The sequence below is a fragment of the Pseudomonas brassicacearum subsp. brassicacearum genome (assembly GCF_008801605.1).
Classification (GTDB): Bacteria; Pseudomonadota; Gammaproteobacteria; order Pseudomonadales; family Pseudomonadaceae; genus Aquipseudomonas; species Aquipseudomonas brassicacearum.
In genome coordinates this window covers 290,538-309,359 of record NZ_VZPJ01000004.1, presented here as the reverse complement: position 1 = coordinate 309,359, position 18,822 = coordinate 290,538, and the positions used below count along the sequence as shown (strand labels likewise).

Genomic DNA, 18,822 nt, shown 5'->3' with positions numbered 1-18,822 from the left:
CGTCCCCAGTCCTTGTACCCGGCGTTGCGACTGAGCTGACTGCGACCCGCTGTCCTGGCCTGAGCCGATGAAAAATTGCCGGGAGACAGACTTCGCCTATCAGGCGGTTTATCGCTACCTGACCACGCTGATCAACGAGCTGGAGGTTGATGCGCGGGTTCGCCTGCCGTCGCTGCGGCAACTGGCCGAGCGTCTGAACGTGTCGATATCGACCATTCAGTACGCGTATTCGCTGCTGGAAAAGGAAGGGCGGGTCTATTCGATCGCCAAGTCCGGTTACTACGCGCTGCCCGTGCCCAGCATGGCCACCCTGGACGGCGGTGACGATTTACTCGAGACCCTGTACGTCAATGCCCGACGACCAGGTATGCAGGTGCTCAGCGCGGATGAACCGGCGTCGATGCAGCCGTTGGACAGCCCGCTGTTGCTGCTCGAGCGCGAACTGCTGCGCCAGTACCCGCGCTCCTCGCAGACACCCTCGCAACCCTGGGGCGAGCTGGAGCTTCGCACTGCGCTGGCTGCCCGCTACACGTCTTCGCCGGCCCGTTGCTGGAATGCCGATGATGTCTACATTGGCGCCGACCTGCGGGGCGTCCTGGAAATTCTTATCGCGGTGCTGGCACTCAGGGGGGCCACCGTGCTGATCGAATCGCCCTGCGATTGGGCGGTGTTGCGCCTGCTGCAGGCGGCGGAGGTCAACGTCATCGAGCTGCCACTGCTGGCCGGGGGGGAACTCAATGTCGAGCAACTGGAACAGCTGCTGGTGAACGAAACGGTACGCCTGGTGGTGCTGTCGTCGGTCTTGAATATGCCGAGGGGGACACTGGTTCCTGAAGAGAACCGTCGTACCATCGCGCATTTGCTGGAGCGGCACGGGACTTGGGTGCTGGAGAACGACAGCCATACAGACCTGGCGTTCGAGGCAAGGATGACGCCTTTTCGAGACTTGCTCGACCCGGACCGGCTGATCGTCTATTCGACGTTCGAGAAAACCATCGGGCCAGAGGCGCCGTATGGCTACGTGTTGTCGCGCCAGTTGACCCTGCACCTGCAGCGACATTTCCTGTTGCGAGCGTTTCGCTTGTCGCCGATCCGCCAGAAAGCCATCGCCCGGCTGTACAGCAACGGTCGGATTGACCAGCACTTGCTGGTGTTGCGGCGCCTGCTGCGTGAAAGCGCGGTTTCGACTACGCAATTGCTGCGCGAGCGGCTAGGGGATAGCCTGCAATGGGCAGAACCTCAAGGTGGTGCGACGATCTGGATGCAGTCGACGCGACGGGTCGACTTGCGACGGGTTTTCCATCGGCTGCTTGCCCAGCGAATCGTCATCGCGCCGGGGGAGTTGTTCAGCCTCCAGGGCCTGTATGCACAACATATGCGCCTGACCCACGCCCTGAACGGGCCGCAGGACATGGACGCTGCGCTCTGCGCGCTGGCCGACGCCTTGAGGCTCGAACAAGCGTAATCGGCGGCAATGGATCGAACCCATCGCGCCATGGTCGAACTGTCAGTAAACTGCACTCCATTTACCGAGCCACTCCACTCAGAGGTTTTGCATGACAGTCAGTCCATTTGCGGGCAAGCCGGCACCGGCAGAGTTGTTGATCGATATCCCGCGACTGGTGACGGCCTACTACACCGGCCGACCCGATGCCTCGGTTGCAACCCAGCGCGTGGCTTTTGGCACCTCCGGGCACCGTGGCAGCTCCTTCGACCTGGGCTTCAACGAGTGGCACGTGTTGGCCATCAGCCAGGCGATCTGCCTGTACCGCGAAGCCCAGGGCATCAACGGGCCACTGTTCGTCGGCATCGACACTCACGCGCTATCGACCCCGGCGGGTGCCAGTGCGCTGGAAGTATTCGCGGCCAACGGTGTAACCGTCATGATCGCCGAGGGCGATGAATACACCCCGACACCAGCGGTTTCCCACGCCATTCTCTGCTACAACCGTGGCCGCACCTCGGGCCTGGCGGACGGCATCGTCATCACGCCGTCCCACAACCCACCGCAAAGCGGCGGCTACAAGTACAACCCTACCAACGGTGGCCCGGCCGATACCCACATCACCAAATGGATCGAAGCCAAGGCCAACGAACTGCTGGCCGACCAGCTCGCCGGCGTCAAGCGCGTCAGCTACGAGCAAGCCCTGAAGGCCGACACCACCCACCGTCACGACTACGTCAACACCTACGTGGCGGACCTGATCAATGTCATCGATTTCGATGTCATCCGCACCGCCGGGCTGCATTTGGGCGTCGATCCGTTGGGTGGCGCAGGCGTGCGCTACTGGCCGGCCATTGCCGAGCATTACCGCCTGGACCTGGAAGTGGTGAACACTCACGTGGATTCCACCTTCCGTTTCATGACCGTCGACTGGGACGGGCAGATCCGCATGGACCCGTCTTCCAGCCATGCGATGCAAGGGTTGATTGGTCTGAAGGACCGCTTCGACGTGGCCTTTGCCTGCGACCCGGACCATGACCGTCATGGCATCGTGACGCCGTCTGGCGGCCTGTTGGCGCCGAACAACTACCTGGCGGTCTCCATCGACTACCTGTTCCAGAATCGCCCGCAATGGCGCGCCGATGCTGCGGTGGGCAAGACCGTGGTCAGCAGCGGCCTGATCGATCGCGTGGCCAAGCGCCTGGGTCGCCGCCTCTATGAAGTGCCGGTGGGCTTCAAGTGGTTTGCCGACGGCCTGTTCGATGGTTCCCTGGGCTTTGGCGGTGAAGAAAGTGCCGGTGCTTCGTTCCTGCGCAAGGACGGCGGCGTCTGGAGTACCGACAAGGACGGCCTGATCCCGGCGCTGTTGGCAGCTGAAATGACGGCGCGCACCGGTCGCGACCCGAGCCAGGCCTACCGCGCGTTGACTGACGAGCTGGGCGAACCGTTCTCGGTACGCGTCGATGCCAAGGCCAGCCCGCAACAGAAGGCGCTATTGAGCAAGCTGTCGCCCGATCAGGTGACGTCTACCGAATTGGCCGGGGAGAAGATCCAGCACATCCTCAGTCACGCGCCGGGCAATGATCAGGCCATTGGCGGCCTGAAGGTCATGACTGAAAACGGCTGGTTTGCGGCACGCCCGTCCGGGACCGAGGATATCTACAAGATCTACGCCGAAAGCTTCATTGGCGACGCGCACCTCAAGCAATTGGTGGCTGAGGCGCAAACGTTGGTGGATGGGGCTATCACCAGCAAGTGACACCGTCGGCAAGCCTTGTCCCAACTATGTGGGAGCAAGGCTTGCCCGCGATCCAGGCGATGCGGTCTTTAACGCGAGGCCCGTTTCGCGAGCAAGCTTTGCTCCCACACAAATTCCTCTCACCACAAGACCAATCAAGCGAGGTCGACGAGCACGATTTCGCTGTCTTCAATGGCGGTCACCCGCAATATCCGCTCATCTTCAATCGCAACACCGTCTCGAGCTTGTACGCGCAAACCATTGATTTCTATCAATCCAGTTGCCGGCACAAGATAAGCTCGACGTGCGGCGTCCAGCCGATACTCCGCACTTTCACCCGCCTTGAGATTGGCCGCTACCAGTCGTGCGTCGGCGCGAATGCGCAGGCTTTGGTCATCGCCGGCCTTGCCACTGGCCAAGGTCACGAAGCCTTCGCGCGAGTCCTTGGGAAACGGCTTGGCGCCCCATGACGGTGCCAGGCCTTCTTCGTTGGGGATGATCCAGATCTGGAAAATGCGGGTGGCCGTCGATTCCAGGTTGTACTCGCTATGGGCAATCCCGGTGCCCGCGCTCATGACCTGTACATCACCGGCCTCCGTGCGGCCCTTGTTACCCAGATTGTCCTGGTGGCTGATCGCGCCTTCGCGCACATAGGTGATGATTTCCATGTCCCGGTGCGGGTGTTGGGGAAAACCGCTGCCAGGGGCGATAACATCATCGTTCCAGACCCGCAAGTTGCCCCAGTTCATGCGCCGTGGGTCGTAATATTCGGCGAACGAAAAATGATGGTGGGCATCCAGCCAACCGTGGTTGGCGGCGCCCAAGGTGGCGAAGGGCCTGAGTTCGAGCATGTTCGTGTCCTTTTCGCTGAGCAGCGAAAGCGATGGTTGATGGGGCTATTTTCGCTAAGGAACACATCGATAAAAAGCGTAAAAAACGCGTCAAAGTTATCGTGTATTTAGATATAAAATCGCGAGCCAACTTTCACTTCATCGCCTAAACCCATGACTTAAAAGCTTTTGGGTGGAACCCGGCGGCAAATACAGACACCATAGCCGTCATGGTTCATGAACACCCGGAGTCATCAGCGTGGCGCAACACACTCCCGATCTTCCCCCCGAGCTTTTATCCCTGGCCCAGATGCCGCTGTTCAAGCGCCTGGCAGCCCGGTTCTTCGGCCATGGCCTGACACGCCTGCGAGCCCAACATCGCGCTTCCTGGTTGCATGGCCAGGCCGACGGTTTCCGCAGCGGTCATACCGCTGGTTTTGACTATGGCTACAAGGAAGGCCGGGCCGAAGGGCTTGAGGAGGGTCGTCAGGTCCTGTTGATCCGTGATTCGCGCAGCACGGAGCATCCGGCACCGCAGGTCGATGATCTGCTGTTCGATGACTGGCGCCTGCCGCTGACCGCCGAGCTGAAGAAACGCATCAAGACAGATGTCACCCGATTGCTGCCGGCGCATGCACAACCGAGCGCTGCGCAATGGAAGATGATTTTCAGCGACACGCCCTCGACCTCGGTGGTCGCCGGGGCCGGGGCGGGCAAATCCACCACCCTGGTACTGCGCATTGTGCTGTTGTCCCATTACCTGGGTTTCGAACTGGACTCGATGACCGTGGTGACGTTTACCCGGGAATCGCGCAAGGATTTCATCCAGAAACTGATCGAAGTGTTTGCCCTGTGGGGGCGAACCGTCAGCCTCAAGGAAGCCCGTGACCTGGTGCGGACATTCCATTCGCGCATCTTGCCCATGGTTCGCAGCCTGCCCGGGTTCGAACGACTCCAGGCGTTCGAGACCCTGAGTCATCGCGCCGAAGCGGGTGACGATGATGCCCAGGGCAATCCCTTTGATTTGCGCATCAACGACGCCCAGCGCCAGCAACTCAACGCCTGTTATTACAACCTTTACCAGCGTGACGCGCGTTTCCGTGAGCTGATCCTGCCGTTGTCCCGCCACGCGCTGCAACTCAAGGAGCTGGAACGCGATCACCCGGATGTGCAAAAGCGCGTCGCCGTGACCGAACTGGCAGCCCAGCGCGACGAAGAGTTGTGCGATGCCGTCGAAGACCTGTGGTTCCGCGCCGGTGCCTGGCCGATCAAGGGTATCGAGCCGAAGCGACAAACGTTCGAAATCAATGGTTCGACGTTCCACTGTCATGGCTACGCGCCTTCCCTGGATGCCTGGGTGATACTGGGGTTCGATCCACGGGAAGATGCCCGGCTCAATCGTCCGGGCGCCAAGTTGAGCATCCGCGCGGAATGGGCGGTAAAGCGCACCTTGTTTCAAGCTTTTTGCCGTAAGCCACTGATCTGGCTGGAAAGTTATGAGGCGTCAAAACGTGTATTAGCGTCAATGGCCGGCGATGCCAGCGCCGGGCCTGGGTTCGACTACAAGGTCAAGGGCGAGCTGGGTTCAGCGCCATTGCTGGACTGCTTTGTTGCGGCGGCAGGCTTTATCGAGAACCTGGGCCTCGACGTCCCGGATGCCGTGGGGCGGATGTCCTTTGCCCAGGATGATCCCGATCGGTATTTCTTCGAAGCGCTGAGTCGCTACTGGCGGGCATTCGAAGACCATCTGCTCGACCAATCGCCGCCGGTCATGACCTACAACCGCATGTTTGCGCTGTTCAGCGAACATTCGCCGGAAAATTTCAAGTTGCTGGGGGATGCGTTGCTCAGGCCGCTTTCGCACCTGATGGTCGACGAGTTCCAGGACGTGTCGCCGCAGATCGTCTCCTGGCTGCGCGCCAGTCTTCGGGAAATACGCAGCCGTGGTCCCGCGATGCACGTGGGGCGCGGCGCCCAACGCTCTTCATTGTTGTGTGTAGGGGACGATTGGCAATCAATCTATGGCTGGCGCGGCAGCTCGCCGAGCTATTTCATGGCATTCAACAAGCAATTCCCGTCGCCGACGACGACCCGGGTCATGCTCACTGACAACTACCGCAGCCACCAACACATCATCGATGCGGCCGAGCATATTGTTCGCGCCGCTGCGGCTATCCCAGGCAAGAAGGCCAAGGCCAGTGGCGTGTCTCGCTCGTTGAGCCCGGTGAATGTGTTGGATCGCGACGACGAAGGGTTGGCGCGGCGACTGGATGAGCACTATCGCAACGGCGATTCGATCTTGATGTTGTATCGAAAAAGTAGCGATAAGCTATTGATAGAAAAGTATATTCAGCCAACAGTTAATGTTGATTCTAGCTTGCCGTACGACGCGCGACGGCTCAGGCAAATGACTTACCACAGTGCCAAGGGGCTCCAGGCCGATGCGGTGTTCCTGCTGGGCGACTGCCAGCACCTGAGCAGTTCACCCTACAAGAATCAGGTCTATCGAATGGCCGGGCTAGGCCAGGACGGTGACGCCGAACCTTACGACTCGGCGCAAAAGGACGAAATCCTGCGCCTGGCGTATGTGGGCATCACGCGTGCGGTGCAGCACTGTTACTGGTACGTCGATGGCCAGGACGGCCAGGCGGCCAATGGGCCCAAGGCCTCGGATCGTATTGCCACGGATAAGCCCTTTTTCGCTGACCATCGCCGTGTTCGTAAAGGATAAGGCTTGGTGTGTCTATCCGTTGCAAGCGTAACCCTGTGGGAGCGAGCTTGCTCGCGAAGGCGATGTCACAGTCGACGAGGGTGTTGAATATGCTGGCCTCTTCGCGAGCAAGCTCGCTCCCACGGGGGGGGACGTTCTTACGCCATCGGCGGCAACCGTCGCTTGACGGGTGTTTTCTTGACGATGGCCGTATTGGTCTCGGCGTGGACATTGAGTTTGTCCAGCAAGGTATCCAGCTGTTCCATCGAGCGCACGTGCAGGCGGGCGATGAAGCAGTCGTCGCCGGTTACCTTGTCGCATTCGGTGAATTCGGCGATGGCCTGGATCTGCCGCTCCACTTCCTGCAACTGCCCCGGCAGCGGGCGGATACGCACGATGGCCTGGAGTTGATAGCCGAAGCACTTGGGGTCCACCTCAACGGTGTAGCCCCTGAGCACGCCACGTTCTTCGAGCCGGCGAAGGCGCTCGGCGACACTGGGGGAGGACAGGCCACTGAGGTTTGCCAAGGCCTTGAGGGAACGTCGGGAATCTTCCATCAGGGCACTGATGAGGATCTGGTCAATATCGTCAGTCATTTCAACTCCATTAGGCGAATGTGTGAAGTTGCCTTGATAAAAAAGGTCAAATCGCAGTTTAGCCTTTTTCAAACCATGGAGAAGCCCCCCGTCGGCTCGGCATACTGTGCCCACTTGCTGAAGGAGCCTGAAGATGGACAAGACCTTACGCCGCGGTTCGCTGGAAATGACTGCCGCCATGCTGATCTCCGGAACCATTGGTTGGTTCGTGCTGGTTTCCGGCCTGCCGGTGCTGGATGTGGTGTTCTGGCGCTGCGTGTTCGGCGCCGTGACCTTGCTGCTGATCTGCGCCGGTTTCGGCTTTTTGCGCCCCGGCATCCTCACCCGTACCACGTTCCTGCTGGCGGTCCTCAGCGGTGTAGCGATCGTCGGCAACTGGGTATTGCTGTTTGCCTCCTATTCCCGTGCCTCGATCGCCATCGGCACGGCGGTGTACAACGTCCAGCCGTTCATGTTGGTGGGGTTGGCGGCGTTGTTCCTGGGGGAAAAAATCACCGCGCAGAAACTGTTCTGGCTGGCGGTGTCGTTTCTCGGGATGCTGGCCATCGTCAGTGCCCATGGTGAGCAAGGGCAGGGTGGCGGCGACTATCTGCTGGGCATTGCCTTGGCGCTGGGGGCCGCATTGCTGTACGCCATCGCGGCGTTGATCATCAAGCGCCTGACCGGCACGCCACCTCATCTGATCGCGCTGATCCAGGTCAGCACCGGCGTGTTGCTGCTGGCGCCCTGGGCGAACTTCTCGGCATTGCCGCAACACCCCCAGGCCTGGGTCAGTCTGTTGATCCTGGGCGTGGTGCACACCGGCGTGATGTACGTGTTGCTGTACAGCGCCATACAACGTTTGCCGACTGCATTGACCGGTGCGCTGTCGTTCATCTATCCCATCGCAGCGATCTTCGTCGACTGGTTCGCCTTCGGCCATCGCCTGGAGCCGCTGCAATGGTTGGGCGTGGCGGCGATCCTGCTGGCGGCTGCCGGCATGCAACAGGGCTGGGGCATCAAGTCGCGGCGCCCAGCCCTGTCGTAGCCCACCGTTCGGGCGTGGATCAGAAGATGTAGTCAGTGGTCAGGAAGTTGGAATCCCGCTCACGGATAATGTCGCTGATCAACGCCTTGTTGTTGTCCTGGAACTTGGTTGCCACCAGCGTGCGGATGGAAAAGGTGCGCAGCGCATCGTGGACCGACAAGGTGCCCTCGGCCGAATTCTTCCGGCCATTGAACGGGAACGTGTCCGGGCCCCGTTGGCACTGGGCGTTGATGTTGATGCGTCCGACCTGGTTGGCGAAGGTGTCCACCAGCTTGCCGACTTGTGCCGGGTTGGTGCCGAAAATGCTGAGCTGCTGGCCGAAGTCGGACTCCAGCACGTAGTCGATTACGGTATTGAGGTCGCGGTACGGCACGATGGGTACGACCGGGCCGAACTGTTCCTCATGGTAGACCCGCATCGCTGTGTTCACCGGATACAGCACCGCCGGGTAGAAAAACGAGCTTCGCGATTCGCCGCCGTGGGCGTTCTTCACTTCTGCACCCTTGGCCAGCGCATCGGCGACCAGCGAATGCAAGTAATCGACTTTGCTCGCTTCGGGCAACGGCGTCAGCGCCACGCCGTCCTCCCAGGGCATGCCGGGTTTCAGGGTGGCGAGCCTGGCGTTGAACTTCTCGATGAACGCCGGCGCCACATCCTCATGGACAAACAGGATTTTCAGCGCCGTGCAGCGCTGGCCGTTGAATGACAGCGAGCCGGTCAGTGCCTCGTTGACTGCGTTGTCCAGGTCGACGTCTGGCAGCACCAGGCCAGGGTTCTTCGCATCCAGTCCCAGGGCGGCACGCAAGCGGTGTGGCCGCGGGTGAAGCTTCTTCAGGTCACTGGCCGCCTTGTTGGTGCCGATAAAGGCGAAGATGTCGATCTTGCCGCTGGCCATCAGCGCGCTGACAGTTTCCCGGCCGCTGCCGTAGATTACGTTGATCACGCCTGCCGGGAAGCTGTCGCGGAAGGCTTCGAGCAATGGCCGTACCAGCAGGACGCCGAGCTTGGCCGGCTTGAACACCACGGTGTTGCCCATGATCAAGGCCGGGATCAGCGTGGTGAAGGTTTCGTTCAGCGGGTAGTTGTAGGGGCCCATGCACAAGGCCACGCCCAGGGGCACGCGCCGGATCTGTCCGAGGGTGTCCTGTTCCAGCTCGAAACGGCTGGAGCGCCGGTCCAGCTCCTTGAGGGCGTTGATGGTGTCGACGATGTAGTCGCAGGTGCGGTCGAATTCCTTCTGGGAGTCCTTGAGGTTCTTGCCGATTTCCCACATCAGCAACTTGACCACGGCCTCACGTTGCTCGCGCATGCGCGCCAGGAAGGTTTCCACATGGCGGATGCGCTCGGCGACGCGCATCGTTGGCCACTGGCCCTGGCCGCGATCGTAAGCCCGCACGGCAGCGTCCAGGGCGGTGAGGGCGGTCTCGGCATCCAGCAGCGGCGTGCTGCCGAGAATCACTTGCTCATCGCCCAGTTCACCCGTCACGTAAACGGGGCTGCGGACGACGGCCAGCGGCCCTTGCCAGGTTTCCAGGACGCCGTCGACCAGGTATTCGCGCTGTTCGATCCGGCCTTCGAGGCGATAGGCCTCCGGGATGTCGGCGGCGTCGGGAAAAAGGTTGGCGAGGAAGGGGTCGGTGGTCATGTCGTTACTCCATCAATGAAATGAGCCAGGGGCAGACGGCTTGCAGGTATGAATCGCTTTTAGCGTTATACGCCTTAATGGAGGTGTTTTTTAAGTGGCGGCAGATTGCTTGCGCCGTGTTTATGTAGGAGCTGCCGAAGGCTGCGATCTTTTGATCTTTTGATCTTTCGCTTGAGGCTCAAGCGTTTGGGGAAAGATCGCAGCCTCGCTGCACTCGACAGCTCCTACACAGTTCCTGCACGCGGGGCTATCGATTACAGAATTGGCATTACCAGCGCATCCGCACCCCCATGCTGGTAATGATGCCGTTGAGGTCGTTGTCGTCGACGTCACTGCTGTAGTCGGCGCTGACATACAGGCTTACCGTCGGCGTGACCCGTGCCACCAGGCCCAGGCCGACTTCGACGGTGGAGGATTTTCGGCTGCTGCTGATCTTGTCGACCTTATCCAGGGACAAGGTATCGGCGCTCTGGACGGTGTGCCACAAGTTGGTTCGCACATAGGGCTCCATGCCGAGGCTGTTGACTCGGTAATTGCCTTTGAGTCGCGCACCGACGCGGCCGCTCCAGCTGTTCAGTTCATTGCCGGTGCCGCTCTCGGCATTCGGTGTGTCGAGGGTGATGCGTTGGTTGATCAGTTGGGCCTGGGGTTCGACGACCCAGTGGGTCCCGATGCCAATCGCAAAGCCCCCTTCGACGGACAGCGTCACCGCATTGCCTTCGGTGGCCTGGCGCTGGCCTTGTTCGGTGCGGCTGTAGCCATTGACCCGGCCGCCGCTGGCGCTCAGGTCCACGTGCCAGCCTGCGGGGCTGGTCAGGCTCCAATAGGCGCCGAGACTCGAGCCTTTCAGGTTCAGGGCGTCTTTGCCCGGTTCGGCCATCGCGGGCGTCACCAGCAGGCCACTGCCCGTTGAAATGATCTGGTTTTGCCCGCTGATCAGGCCCATGCGCTGGGTATGACCGCTGTCGTTTCGCAATGTGAACAGGGCAGAGCTCTTGTCGGAGGCGGGGTCGCTGCCGATGGTTGCGGTATTGCGGTTGCTGGACTGGGCTCGGCCATACCAGGGCTGTGTTGTTTCTTCGTCAGGCCAGGCCTGTACCTCCATGGAGGAAAGCAGCAACAACGAAGTAGAAAGGGTGTGGAAGGTGATGGAGATCTCTTGCGGACGGAGGGAAGTTTTCATGGGGGTCTGCCTTGCAATCGCATGCATTTCTCGCTTTTTGGCGTCTCTCCTACCCCGAATGAGGGGCGACCGAATGGATTGAGGCAAGCCTCTGGCGGCCCGTCTTGGCGGGTTCCAGAGGCCTGCCCCTGACTGTATTTCCGGGGGTAGTACGGTGTAGTCAAGAAGACCGATGGCGCCGCGTCAAGAAAATGAACGATGAATGGCAGGATGAAATCAGAGGCAATAACACGCTGATTTAAAATGCTTATTAAGGTCTGCGTTTGGGCGTCAAATCATCGTCGCAGAGGCTGGCTACCAACTGATCCGTACACCGAGATTGCCCGCCACACTGCGTTGCTGGCTGCTGTCGAGGTTGGCGCCGTAGTCCGCGCCGGCGTACACGCTGACCGTGGGCGCCAGGCTCACGATGACGCCTACGCCCAGGTCGCCAGTGGACGCGCGTTGTTGGGTCTTGACCCGTTCAGTGTCGTCGAACGTCACCGTATCGGTACCGGAAAACGTGTGCCAGAGGTTGGCGCGCAGGTATGGCTCCACGGGCATGCCGCTGACCTGGTAGCGGCCCTTTAGGCGAGCGCCGAGGCGACCGGTCCAGGCACTGTCGGAGTCGAACTCTACCTTTGAGACCCCGTCGTCTTGCGTGTCCAGGGAGACCTTCTGGTGTATGATCTGCACCTGGGGTTCCAGGACCCAGTCGGTGACCACCGCGAAGGGGTAACCGGCTTCCGCCGACAGGGTCAGGGCGTGCCCGCGATTGTCAATTTTCAGCCCGCGTTCGGAGCGGTTGTCGCCGTCCAGTCGCGTGCCCATCACCACGGCGTCGACGTAGCCGCCAGAGGGATCGGTGAGCGTCCAGTAGAGCCCGTAGCTGTCGCCGTCGAGTTCTATCTTGCCGGCGCGTCGGCCTTTGAAACCCAGGTTGAAACCATCGACGTCGCCGTTCAATTCGGTATGGCCGACGAAGAAACCGATGCGTTGGGTCTGTCCACTGGACAGCGGCGAGCTGTACAGGTCATTGCCCACCTGGAAACCCTTGATCGACCCGTCGAACCGCGGCGTCACCGTGCCGGCCCAGGTTTGTTCCAGGTCCTTGCCATAGACCCTGCCCCAACCTGCGCCGAACGCGCCGTTTTCCGTGAGCAGGCGCTGGTCGCCCTGGCGGTCATGGAACGTGCCCAGGGCTATCAGGGTCAGTTGTGCCGCCGCCGGGGGCAATACCGACCAGGTCGGCACTTCCGGCCGGTACAGAGGGATGGGCGCCGCGCCGGGTATTGCAGCCGGCAGCACGGGCAACGTCGGGCTGGGCGCCGCTATCGGTCCGGCGACCACAGTGGAACGCAGGTACCAGTTGTTTTCATTGCCGGTTACGCCGCCCTTGAACAAGCGGTAATCGAATGCCCCGGCCGAGACCGATTGTGCCAACGAAAAGGCGCCGCTATCACTGACCGCGCCGCCTTGGGCCTGGACCACTTCGATGCCATCCTGGGCCGTCTGTGCGCCCGTGCCGCCCTGGTTCGTGACCGTAATGGCGGTACTGCCTGTGAGTGTCCCGCCATTGACCACCAGCTTGTCACTGGGGGAGTTGTCGGCGCCAAGTACCGTTTGCAGGTGCAACTGGCCGTTGTTGCCGACGTAGTTGCCCTGGACGGTGAGGGTATCGTTGGTGCGGGTGTTGCCCTGTGCGAGGTCCACCACGCCAGCGTTGTTGAGCGTCGTCAACTGACCGGCAGTAAAAGGGGCAATGACGCCTTGGGTCGACGTTAGCGTGCTGCCGGAGTCTATGTTGAGCGTCCCGGTGGCGGTGGCGCTGTCACCCAAGGTCAGGGTGTCGTCAAGGTCCAGTCGCGAGCCTTGGGTGAGGTTGACTGTTTCCCAATTGAGGTAGCGAGCGCCGGTGCTGGAGGTGCTGCCACTGAACGTCAACGCGTCCTGGCCCAACCCACCGTCCACGCTGGGTGTAGTGGCGAGCAGGCTTTCATCGAGGTTGCTCAATAACGCGGTGTCGCTACCGTCGCCCATCAGGACGGCCGAATGAATGAGTCCGCCGCTCCACTGAAACTGGTCATCGCCCGCGCTGGCCCGGACCTCGCCGAGAATCTCACCACCGCTGACGGTGATGCTGTCATTGCCGCCGCTGACACTGACATTGCCGCCGATGCGGCCTGCGGAGAGGATGATGGTGTCCTGGCCGAAACCGGTCACCAGGTTGCCGATGATATTTCCACCGGACATATCGAAGACGTTGTCATCGAGTTTCATGTCGACCCGGCCGATAGTGCCGCCGGTCATCTTCGCAATGTCGCCATCTTCGAACGCGTCGACGATGGTCCCGCCGCTCATCAGGAACGTATCGAGGCCGTCCCCCTGGGCCAGGGACAAGATCCGGCCGCCATTCATGACGAAATCGTCGGCTGCCGAGCCTTGCTCGACATCACCGTCAATCACGCCGTTGGCATTGATCACGATGCGGTCGACGCCGGTACCGAATGTGACGTCGCCGCTAATGAGACCACTGCCGTTGGCGGGCATTGTCAAGCTGTTGTTACCCGAAAGGTCCGTCAGCCCGGGGCTGGTGCCGCTGTCGCAGACATAAGCGTCATCGCCTGCGGTTGGCGTCAGCGTGCAAGCGGCCATGGCGGCCGGGACGGGTAACAGGAAGGGGGTTGATATCCACACGGCGTTGAACAGCCGATTGAATCCTTTATCGTGCCGAATCATGTGCTATCCCTCTGCATCGGCATTTCGCAAATGCCGGTTTCAGCATCGGTTGCACGACAGATGGCACACAGGGCCTGGCAACGCTCGCTGTATGGGATGGCACCCTAGCAATGAAAAGCCAGCGTCGCTACTGTCAGAACTTACAGGTCCGTGCGCAGAACGAACAGAAAAGACCCACCCTACAAATGCACTTCCACCGAAAGCGGCAGGTGGTCGCTCAGGTGCGTCCAGGGTTTGTTGCCCAGGATTTGCGGGGCGTGGCTGCTGGCGTTGCGCAGGTAAATACGGTCCAGGCGCAACAGTGGGAAGCGGGCCGGATAGGTCCTGGCGGGGCGACCGTGGTGGAGCTCGAAGGCTTCATGCAGATAACCACGACGGGCGAGGGCGAGGTTGCCACGTAGTTGCCAATCGTTGAAGTCGCCGGCGATGATCACCGGGGCATCCTCGGGCAGCGAATCGAGCAGTTGGCAGAGCAGTTTGAGCTGTAATTGGCGATGGCTTTCCAAAAGGCTCAGGTGCACGCAGATCGCATGGACAGCGGCGTGCCCGGGCACATCCAGCACACAGTGCAATAACCCGCGCCGCTCCGGGCCGGTGATGGACACATCAAGATTGCGGAACTGGCGGATCGGGTATTTGGAGAGCAAGGCGTTGCCATGGTGGCCATCGGGGTAGACCGCATTGCGGCCGTAGGCGAAGTCGCTCCACATGCTGTCGGCGAGGAATTCGTACTGGGAGGTCCGGGGCCAGTTGTCGTAGCGTGACGCGTGGCGGTCATGTTCGCCGAGAACCTCTTGCAGGAACACCAGGTCGGCACCGGTACTGCGCACCGCTTCGCGCAATTCGGGCAGGATGAAGCGACGGTTGAGGGCGGTGAAACCCTTATGGGTATTGACCGTCAGGATCCGCAGCCGATGAACCGCCGCAGGCAGTTCCGATGGCATTGGTTCGACGGGCCGCCAATCGGGATCTTGAGTCACGTTCGCTCCTGAATCAGACGTACCTGTTCATGCGACTGACCCGGGGTGTCGGCAGTTCCGGATTTTTCATGTCCTTGCCGATCGCTATCGCGAGCAAGCTCGCTCCCATATTGGATTATGCAACATCTCCTGTGGGAGCGAGCTTGCTCGCGATAGCGGTGTATCCGAACCACCGCCATCACAGGCACGTGTTCAGATGAAGACAATCTCATACGGCATGCCCATCCGATCCAGGATGACCCTGGGCACCAGCGGGGCGATGCCGCTCGCCGGCTCGCCGTTGAGTTGGCTGACGTAAGCATGCATGGCGTGACGCTTGCGGGCGGTAGTCCAGACATCCAGGCGCAGTTTGCGGGCCCGGTGCCAGGGGATTTTATTTTGCTCGCGGACCGGCCAGTGCCAGGCCCATACCGGCAGTTCGTTGAACGCCACCCCGATCCTGTCGGCAGCCAGGGCACCGGCGCGCCCGACGGTCTCGTGGTCGCTGTCGCCATCCTGGCGCCAGGTGCTGAACACCACGTCACCGGGGCGCAGGTGACGCGCAATAAAGTCGGTGAGCTCGGCCTCGTGTTCGGCCAGGGCCTTTTCCGGGAAGCCGCCGCGCACCCATTGCAGGCCATGGGCGGCTATGCCCAGGCGATGCAGGGCGTCCACGCTTTCCTGCGGGTGAGGGCGGTGTGTACGCAGGCGCTCATCGGTCCACAACGGTGAACCGGGGTGGACCAAGGCTCCATCGGAGACCGAGATCAGCAACATGGGTTGATCCAGGTTGTTCAGCAACTGCAGCAATCCGCCACAGGCGCCGATCTCATCGCCCGGATGCGGGGAGAGGACGACGGCGCGGGCGCCGGCTGGAATGAGCGTCTGGGTACTGATGATCGGGATATCGGCCAGTTGCGCAGCACTGTTCCAGATTTGCGGATGCTGTCGGCCGGGCAAGCGAGAGGCGGGCTTCATGAGAGACGTCCTTGTGTGTGTTCAACCTTCCAGCCATCTACCGGGCCTACTGTCCGATGACGCCCGCGTGGGTATGGCTGCGATTCACAGCGCTCCGAATCCTGGAGACTACCGCATGTGAAGTATTGACCATGTCGGTCGATTCGTCTTGCGAGATGTGTGTCTGAACTGCATTTTTTTCTTCAAACTGGGCTGTGTACATCGAAAAAACCGCGTCCTTGCGGTCTCTCTGGCTGTTTACAAACGGTACTTCATTCCTCTTCTTCGCGTTGCAGCTCGAACAGCAGCAGCGAGCGCCCGGTGACGGAATATTCGGAATCGAAATCGAAGCGCTCTTGTCCACGAACGGTCGGCTGGTTGGTGTCGACCATGCAGGTCCAGAAGCTGCCCTCGGGGACTTCCGGCAAGCGGAAGTTGACGATGTCATGGTGGGCGTTGACCACCAGCAGCAGCGTCGCATCGCCGGCCTTGCGTCGAATGCCGGTCTCCTGTGCGCGGCCGTCCATCAGCATGCCGAGGCAGCGACCATGGCTGTCCTGCCATTGCTCAATGGTCATTTCGCTGCCGTCCGGGGCCAGCCAGGTGACGTCCTTGACGCCAATGTCCTCGTTGTAGTTACCCACCAGGAACCGCCCGCGCCGCAGGATCGGATAGGTCAGGCGCAACTTGATCAGGCGCTTGACGAACTTGAGCAGCGCCGCGCCATCCTCGCTCAGGTCCCAATTGACCCAACCGATCTCGCTGTCCTGGCAATAGGCGTTGTTATTGCCGTGCTGGGTACGGGCGAATTCGTCGCCAGCGACGATCATCGGCGTGCCTTGGGCCAGCAGCAGGGTGGCGAAGAAGTTGCGCATCTGCCGATGACGCAGCGCGTTGATCTCTGGATCGTCCGTCGGCCCTTCGACGCCATGGTTCCAGGACAGGTTGTTATTGCTGCCGTCCTGGTTGTTCTCGTCGTTGGCCTCGTTGTGCTTGTCGTTGTACGACACCAGGTCATGCAAGGTGAAACCGTCATGGGCGGTGACGAAGTTCACCGAGGCGTACGGACGCCGGCCACGCTGGTTGAACATCTCGCCCGAGGCCGTCATTCGGCTGGCGAAATCGGCAAGCTGGCCGTCGTCGCCCTTCCAGAAGGCCCGCACCGTGTCGCGGAATTTGTCGTTCCACTCGACCCAGCCCGGCGGGAAGCGTCCCACCTGGTAGCCCCCGGGGCCGCAGTCCCAGGGCTCGGCGATCATTTTTACCTGGCGCAGCACCGGGTCCTGGCGACAGGCCACGAGGAAGCTGTGGCGCTCGTCGAAGCCGTCATGGTAACGGCCCAGAATGGTCGCCAGGTCGAAGCGGAAGCCGTCGACGTGCATCTCCGTGGCCCAATAGCGCAGGGAGTCGGTGACCATTTGCAGCACGCAAGGATGGCTCAGGTCCAGGGTATTACCGGTGCCGGAATCGTTGATGTAATAGCGTTTGTCGTCGGGCATCAGCCGGTAGTACGAGGCGTTATCGATGCCGCGCATGGACAGGGTGGGGCCCTGTTCGTTGCCTTCGGCGGTGTGGTTGTAGACCACGTCGAGGATGACTTCCAGGTTGGCCTCGTGCAGGTGGGCGACCATCTCCTTGAACTCGGCGATCTTGCCGCTGGCCAGGTAGCGTGGGTCCGGGGCAAAGAAGGCGATGCTGTTGTAACCCCAGTAGTTGGTCATGCCTTTGTGCAGCAAGTGCTGGTCATTGACGAAGGCATGGATGGGCAGCAGTTCCACCGACGAGACACCCAGCTTGCGGATATGCTCCAGCACATCGTCGACCATCAGCCCGGCGAACGTACCGCGCAGGTTCTCGGGCACCGAAGGGTGACGCATGGTGAGGCCGCGCACATGGGTCTCATACAGGATGGTCTTGTCCCAGGGGACGCTGACGCGATGGTCGTGACCCCAGGTGTGCGCAGGATCGATGACCTTGCACTTGGGGACGAACGGGGCGCTGTCGCGCTCATCGAAACTGAGGTCGCCATCGGGATGGCCGATGGTGTAGCCAAAGAGGGCTTCGGACCACTTCAACTGGCCGACCAGTTGCTTGGCATACGGGTCGATCAGCAGCTTGTTCGGGTTGAAACGGTGGCCGTTCGCCGGGTCGTATGCACCGTAGACCCGGTAGCCATAGATCAAGCCCGGGTGGGCATCCGGCAGATAGCCGTGGTAAATCTCGTCGGTGTACTCCGGCAGCTCGATGCGTTCGAGTTCGACTTCGCCGGCATCATCGAAGATGCACAGTTCGACCTTGGTGGCATTGGCTGAAAACAGCGCGAAATTGACCCCGAGGCCATCCCAGGTTGCACCCAGTGGAAAAGGCAGCCCTTCACGAATCCGCGAAGCCTCGATCACGGGCGGCGGCGTGTTTTTTTTTGGACGGGTCATAGTTGCTCCTGCAAAAGACAGACAGATTCAGCGATGCGGTTCACTTGGGGTGGGTGGCTCCACCCTTCACTTGTGGCGAGGGGATTTAGCGAAACGTCGCACCGCCCCGCTATGTGGGACAAAGTTGCTTCTCTGTGGGAGCAAGGCTTGCCCGCGAGGAAGCGATGCGCGCCTGCCGAAATCGAGGCACCTGTTTCGCGAGCAGGCGTTGCTCCCACCTGACGAGGAGACCGATAGGATGAATCAAACCGCCGGCGGCTTGCGTGTGGCCCGCGGCTTCTTGTCTGCGGTGGTCGCAGCCGCTTTGGCCGCAGGCTTGGCCTTGGGCGTGGTGGTTTTTGCCGCTGTCTTGGCCGTGGCGCTCTTGGCGGCAGCGGGCTTGGCGCCATCGGTTTTGCTGGCCGCTGATTTGCTCGCCGCCTTGGGTGGCTTGCTGGGCGCCAGCGCTTCGGCTTCGGCCAGTTTGCGCGCCATCTCCCAGTGGCGGTTCTCCTGCCCGGCGGGCTTACCCTCGGACTCCCAGATCTGATAGGCGAATTCGCGAATGCGTTTATCGTCGGTACTCATCGCAGTGCTCCTGATT

General features: G+C 61.1%; 13 protein-coding genes. 4 read left to right on the top strand and 9 right to left on the bottom strand.

Going from position 1 to position 18,822, the window contains the following annotated elements:
* Positions 1 to 67: 67 nt before the first annotated feature.
* Complete coding sequence (locus F7R20_RS12420; protein ID WP_013693445.1) at positions 68 to 1,465, top strand: aminotransferase-like domain-containing protein; 1,398 nt, start codon at positions 68 to 70, stop codon at positions 1,463 to 1,465.
* Between the two features lie 91 nt (positions 1,466 to 1,556).
* A complete protein-coding gene (gene pgm / locus F7R20_RS12415) occupies positions 1,557 to 3,203 on the top strand; it encodes a phosphoglucomutase (alpha-D-glucose-1,6-bisphosphate-dependent) (protein ID WP_003202183.1) in 1,647 nt (548 codons plus the stop codon).
* 134 nt (positions 3,204 to 3,337) lie between these two features.
* On the opposite strand, the gene F7R20_RS12410 is transcribed toward pgm, so the two are convergent.
* Positions 3,338 to 4,033, bottom strand: coding sequence for a pirin family protein (locus F7R20_RS12410; RefSeq protein ID WP_003202180.1), 696 nt, complete (start codon positions 4,031 to 4,033; stop codon positions 3,338 to 3,340).
* A 238-nt stretch (positions 4,034 to 4,271) separates the two neighbouring features.
* Between F7R20_RS12410 and F7R20_RS12405 the strand changes: the two genes are divergently transcribed.
* The gene (locus F7R20_RS12405) at positions 4,272 to 6,743 is read left to right on the top strand and encodes a UvrD-helicase domain-containing protein (RefSeq protein ID WP_003202178.1); all 2,472 of its coding nucleotides are present in this window, start codon (positions 4,272 to 4,274) and stop codon (positions 6,741 to 6,743) included.
* A gap of 137 nt (positions 6,744 to 6,880) precedes the next feature.
* Here F7R20_RS12405 and F7R20_RS12400 read toward each other — a convergent pair whose 3' ends face one another.
* A complete protein-coding gene (locus F7R20_RS12400) occupies positions 6,881 to 7,318 on the bottom strand; it encodes an Lrp/AsnC family transcriptional regulator (protein WP_003202176.1) in 438 nt (145 codons plus the stop codon).
* Between the two features lie 133 nt (positions 7,319 to 7,451).
* On the opposite strand from F7R20_RS12400, the gene F7R20_RS12395 reads away from it, so the two are divergent.
* Positions 7,452 to 8,345 (top strand): DMT family transporter, encoded by an 894-nt coding sequence (locus F7R20_RS12395; protein WP_003202174.1) that lies wholly within the window; start codon positions 7,452 to 7,454, stop codon positions 8,343 to 8,345.
* Between the two features lie 19 nt (positions 8,346 to 8,364).
* Here F7R20_RS12395 and F7R20_RS12390 read toward each other — a convergent pair whose 3' ends face one another.
* From F7R20_RS12390 to F7R20_RS12360, 7 genes are all read right to left on the bottom strand, one after another.
* Positions 8,365 to 9,990, bottom strand: coding sequence for an NADP-dependent glyceraldehyde-3-phosphate dehydrogenase (locus F7R20_RS12390; RefSeq protein ID WP_003202172.1), 1,626 nt, complete (start codon positions 9,988 to 9,990; stop codon positions 8,365 to 8,367).
* 268 nt (positions 9,991 to 10,258) lie between these two features.
* Positions 10,259 to 11,173 (bottom strand): autotransporter domain-containing protein, encoded by a 915-nt coding sequence (locus F7R20_RS12385; RefSeq protein WP_003202170.1) that lies wholly within the window; start codon positions 11,171 to 11,173, stop codon positions 10,259 to 10,261.
* Between the two features lie 294 nt (positions 11,174 to 11,467).
* Complete coding sequence (locus F7R20_RS12380; protein WP_003202167.1) at positions 11,468 to 13,891, bottom strand: autotransporter family protein; 2,424 nt, start codon at positions 13,889 to 13,891, stop codon at positions 11,468 to 11,470.
* 179 nt (positions 13,892 to 14,070) lie between these two features.
* Entirely contained in the window at positions 14,071 to 14,835 is a 765-nt protein-coding gene (locus F7R20_RS12375) for an endonuclease/exonuclease/phosphatase family protein (RefSeq protein ID WP_043042918.1), read from the bottom strand.
* Positions 14,836 to 15,063: 228 nt separating this feature from the next.
* Entirely contained in the window at positions 15,064 to 15,828 is a 765-nt protein-coding gene (locus F7R20_RS12370; RefSeq protein WP_003202164.1) for a PIG-L deacetylase family protein, read from the bottom strand.
* Positions 15,829 to 16,079: 251 nt separating this feature from the next.
* Positions 16,080 to 18,239: a glycogen debranching protein GlgX gene (gene glgX, locus F7R20_RS12365; RefSeq protein ID WP_003202162.1), complete on the bottom strand. Its 2,160-nt coding sequence runs from the start codon at positions 18,237 to 18,239 to the stop codon at positions 16,080 to 16,082.
* Positions 18,240 to 18,482: 243 nt separating this feature from the next.
* A complete protein-coding gene (locus F7R20_RS12360) occupies positions 18,483 to 18,806 on the bottom strand; it encodes a DUF2934 domain-containing protein (protein ID WP_003202161.1) in 324 nt (107 codons plus the stop codon).
* Positions 18,807 to 18,822 lie beyond the last annotated feature (16 nt).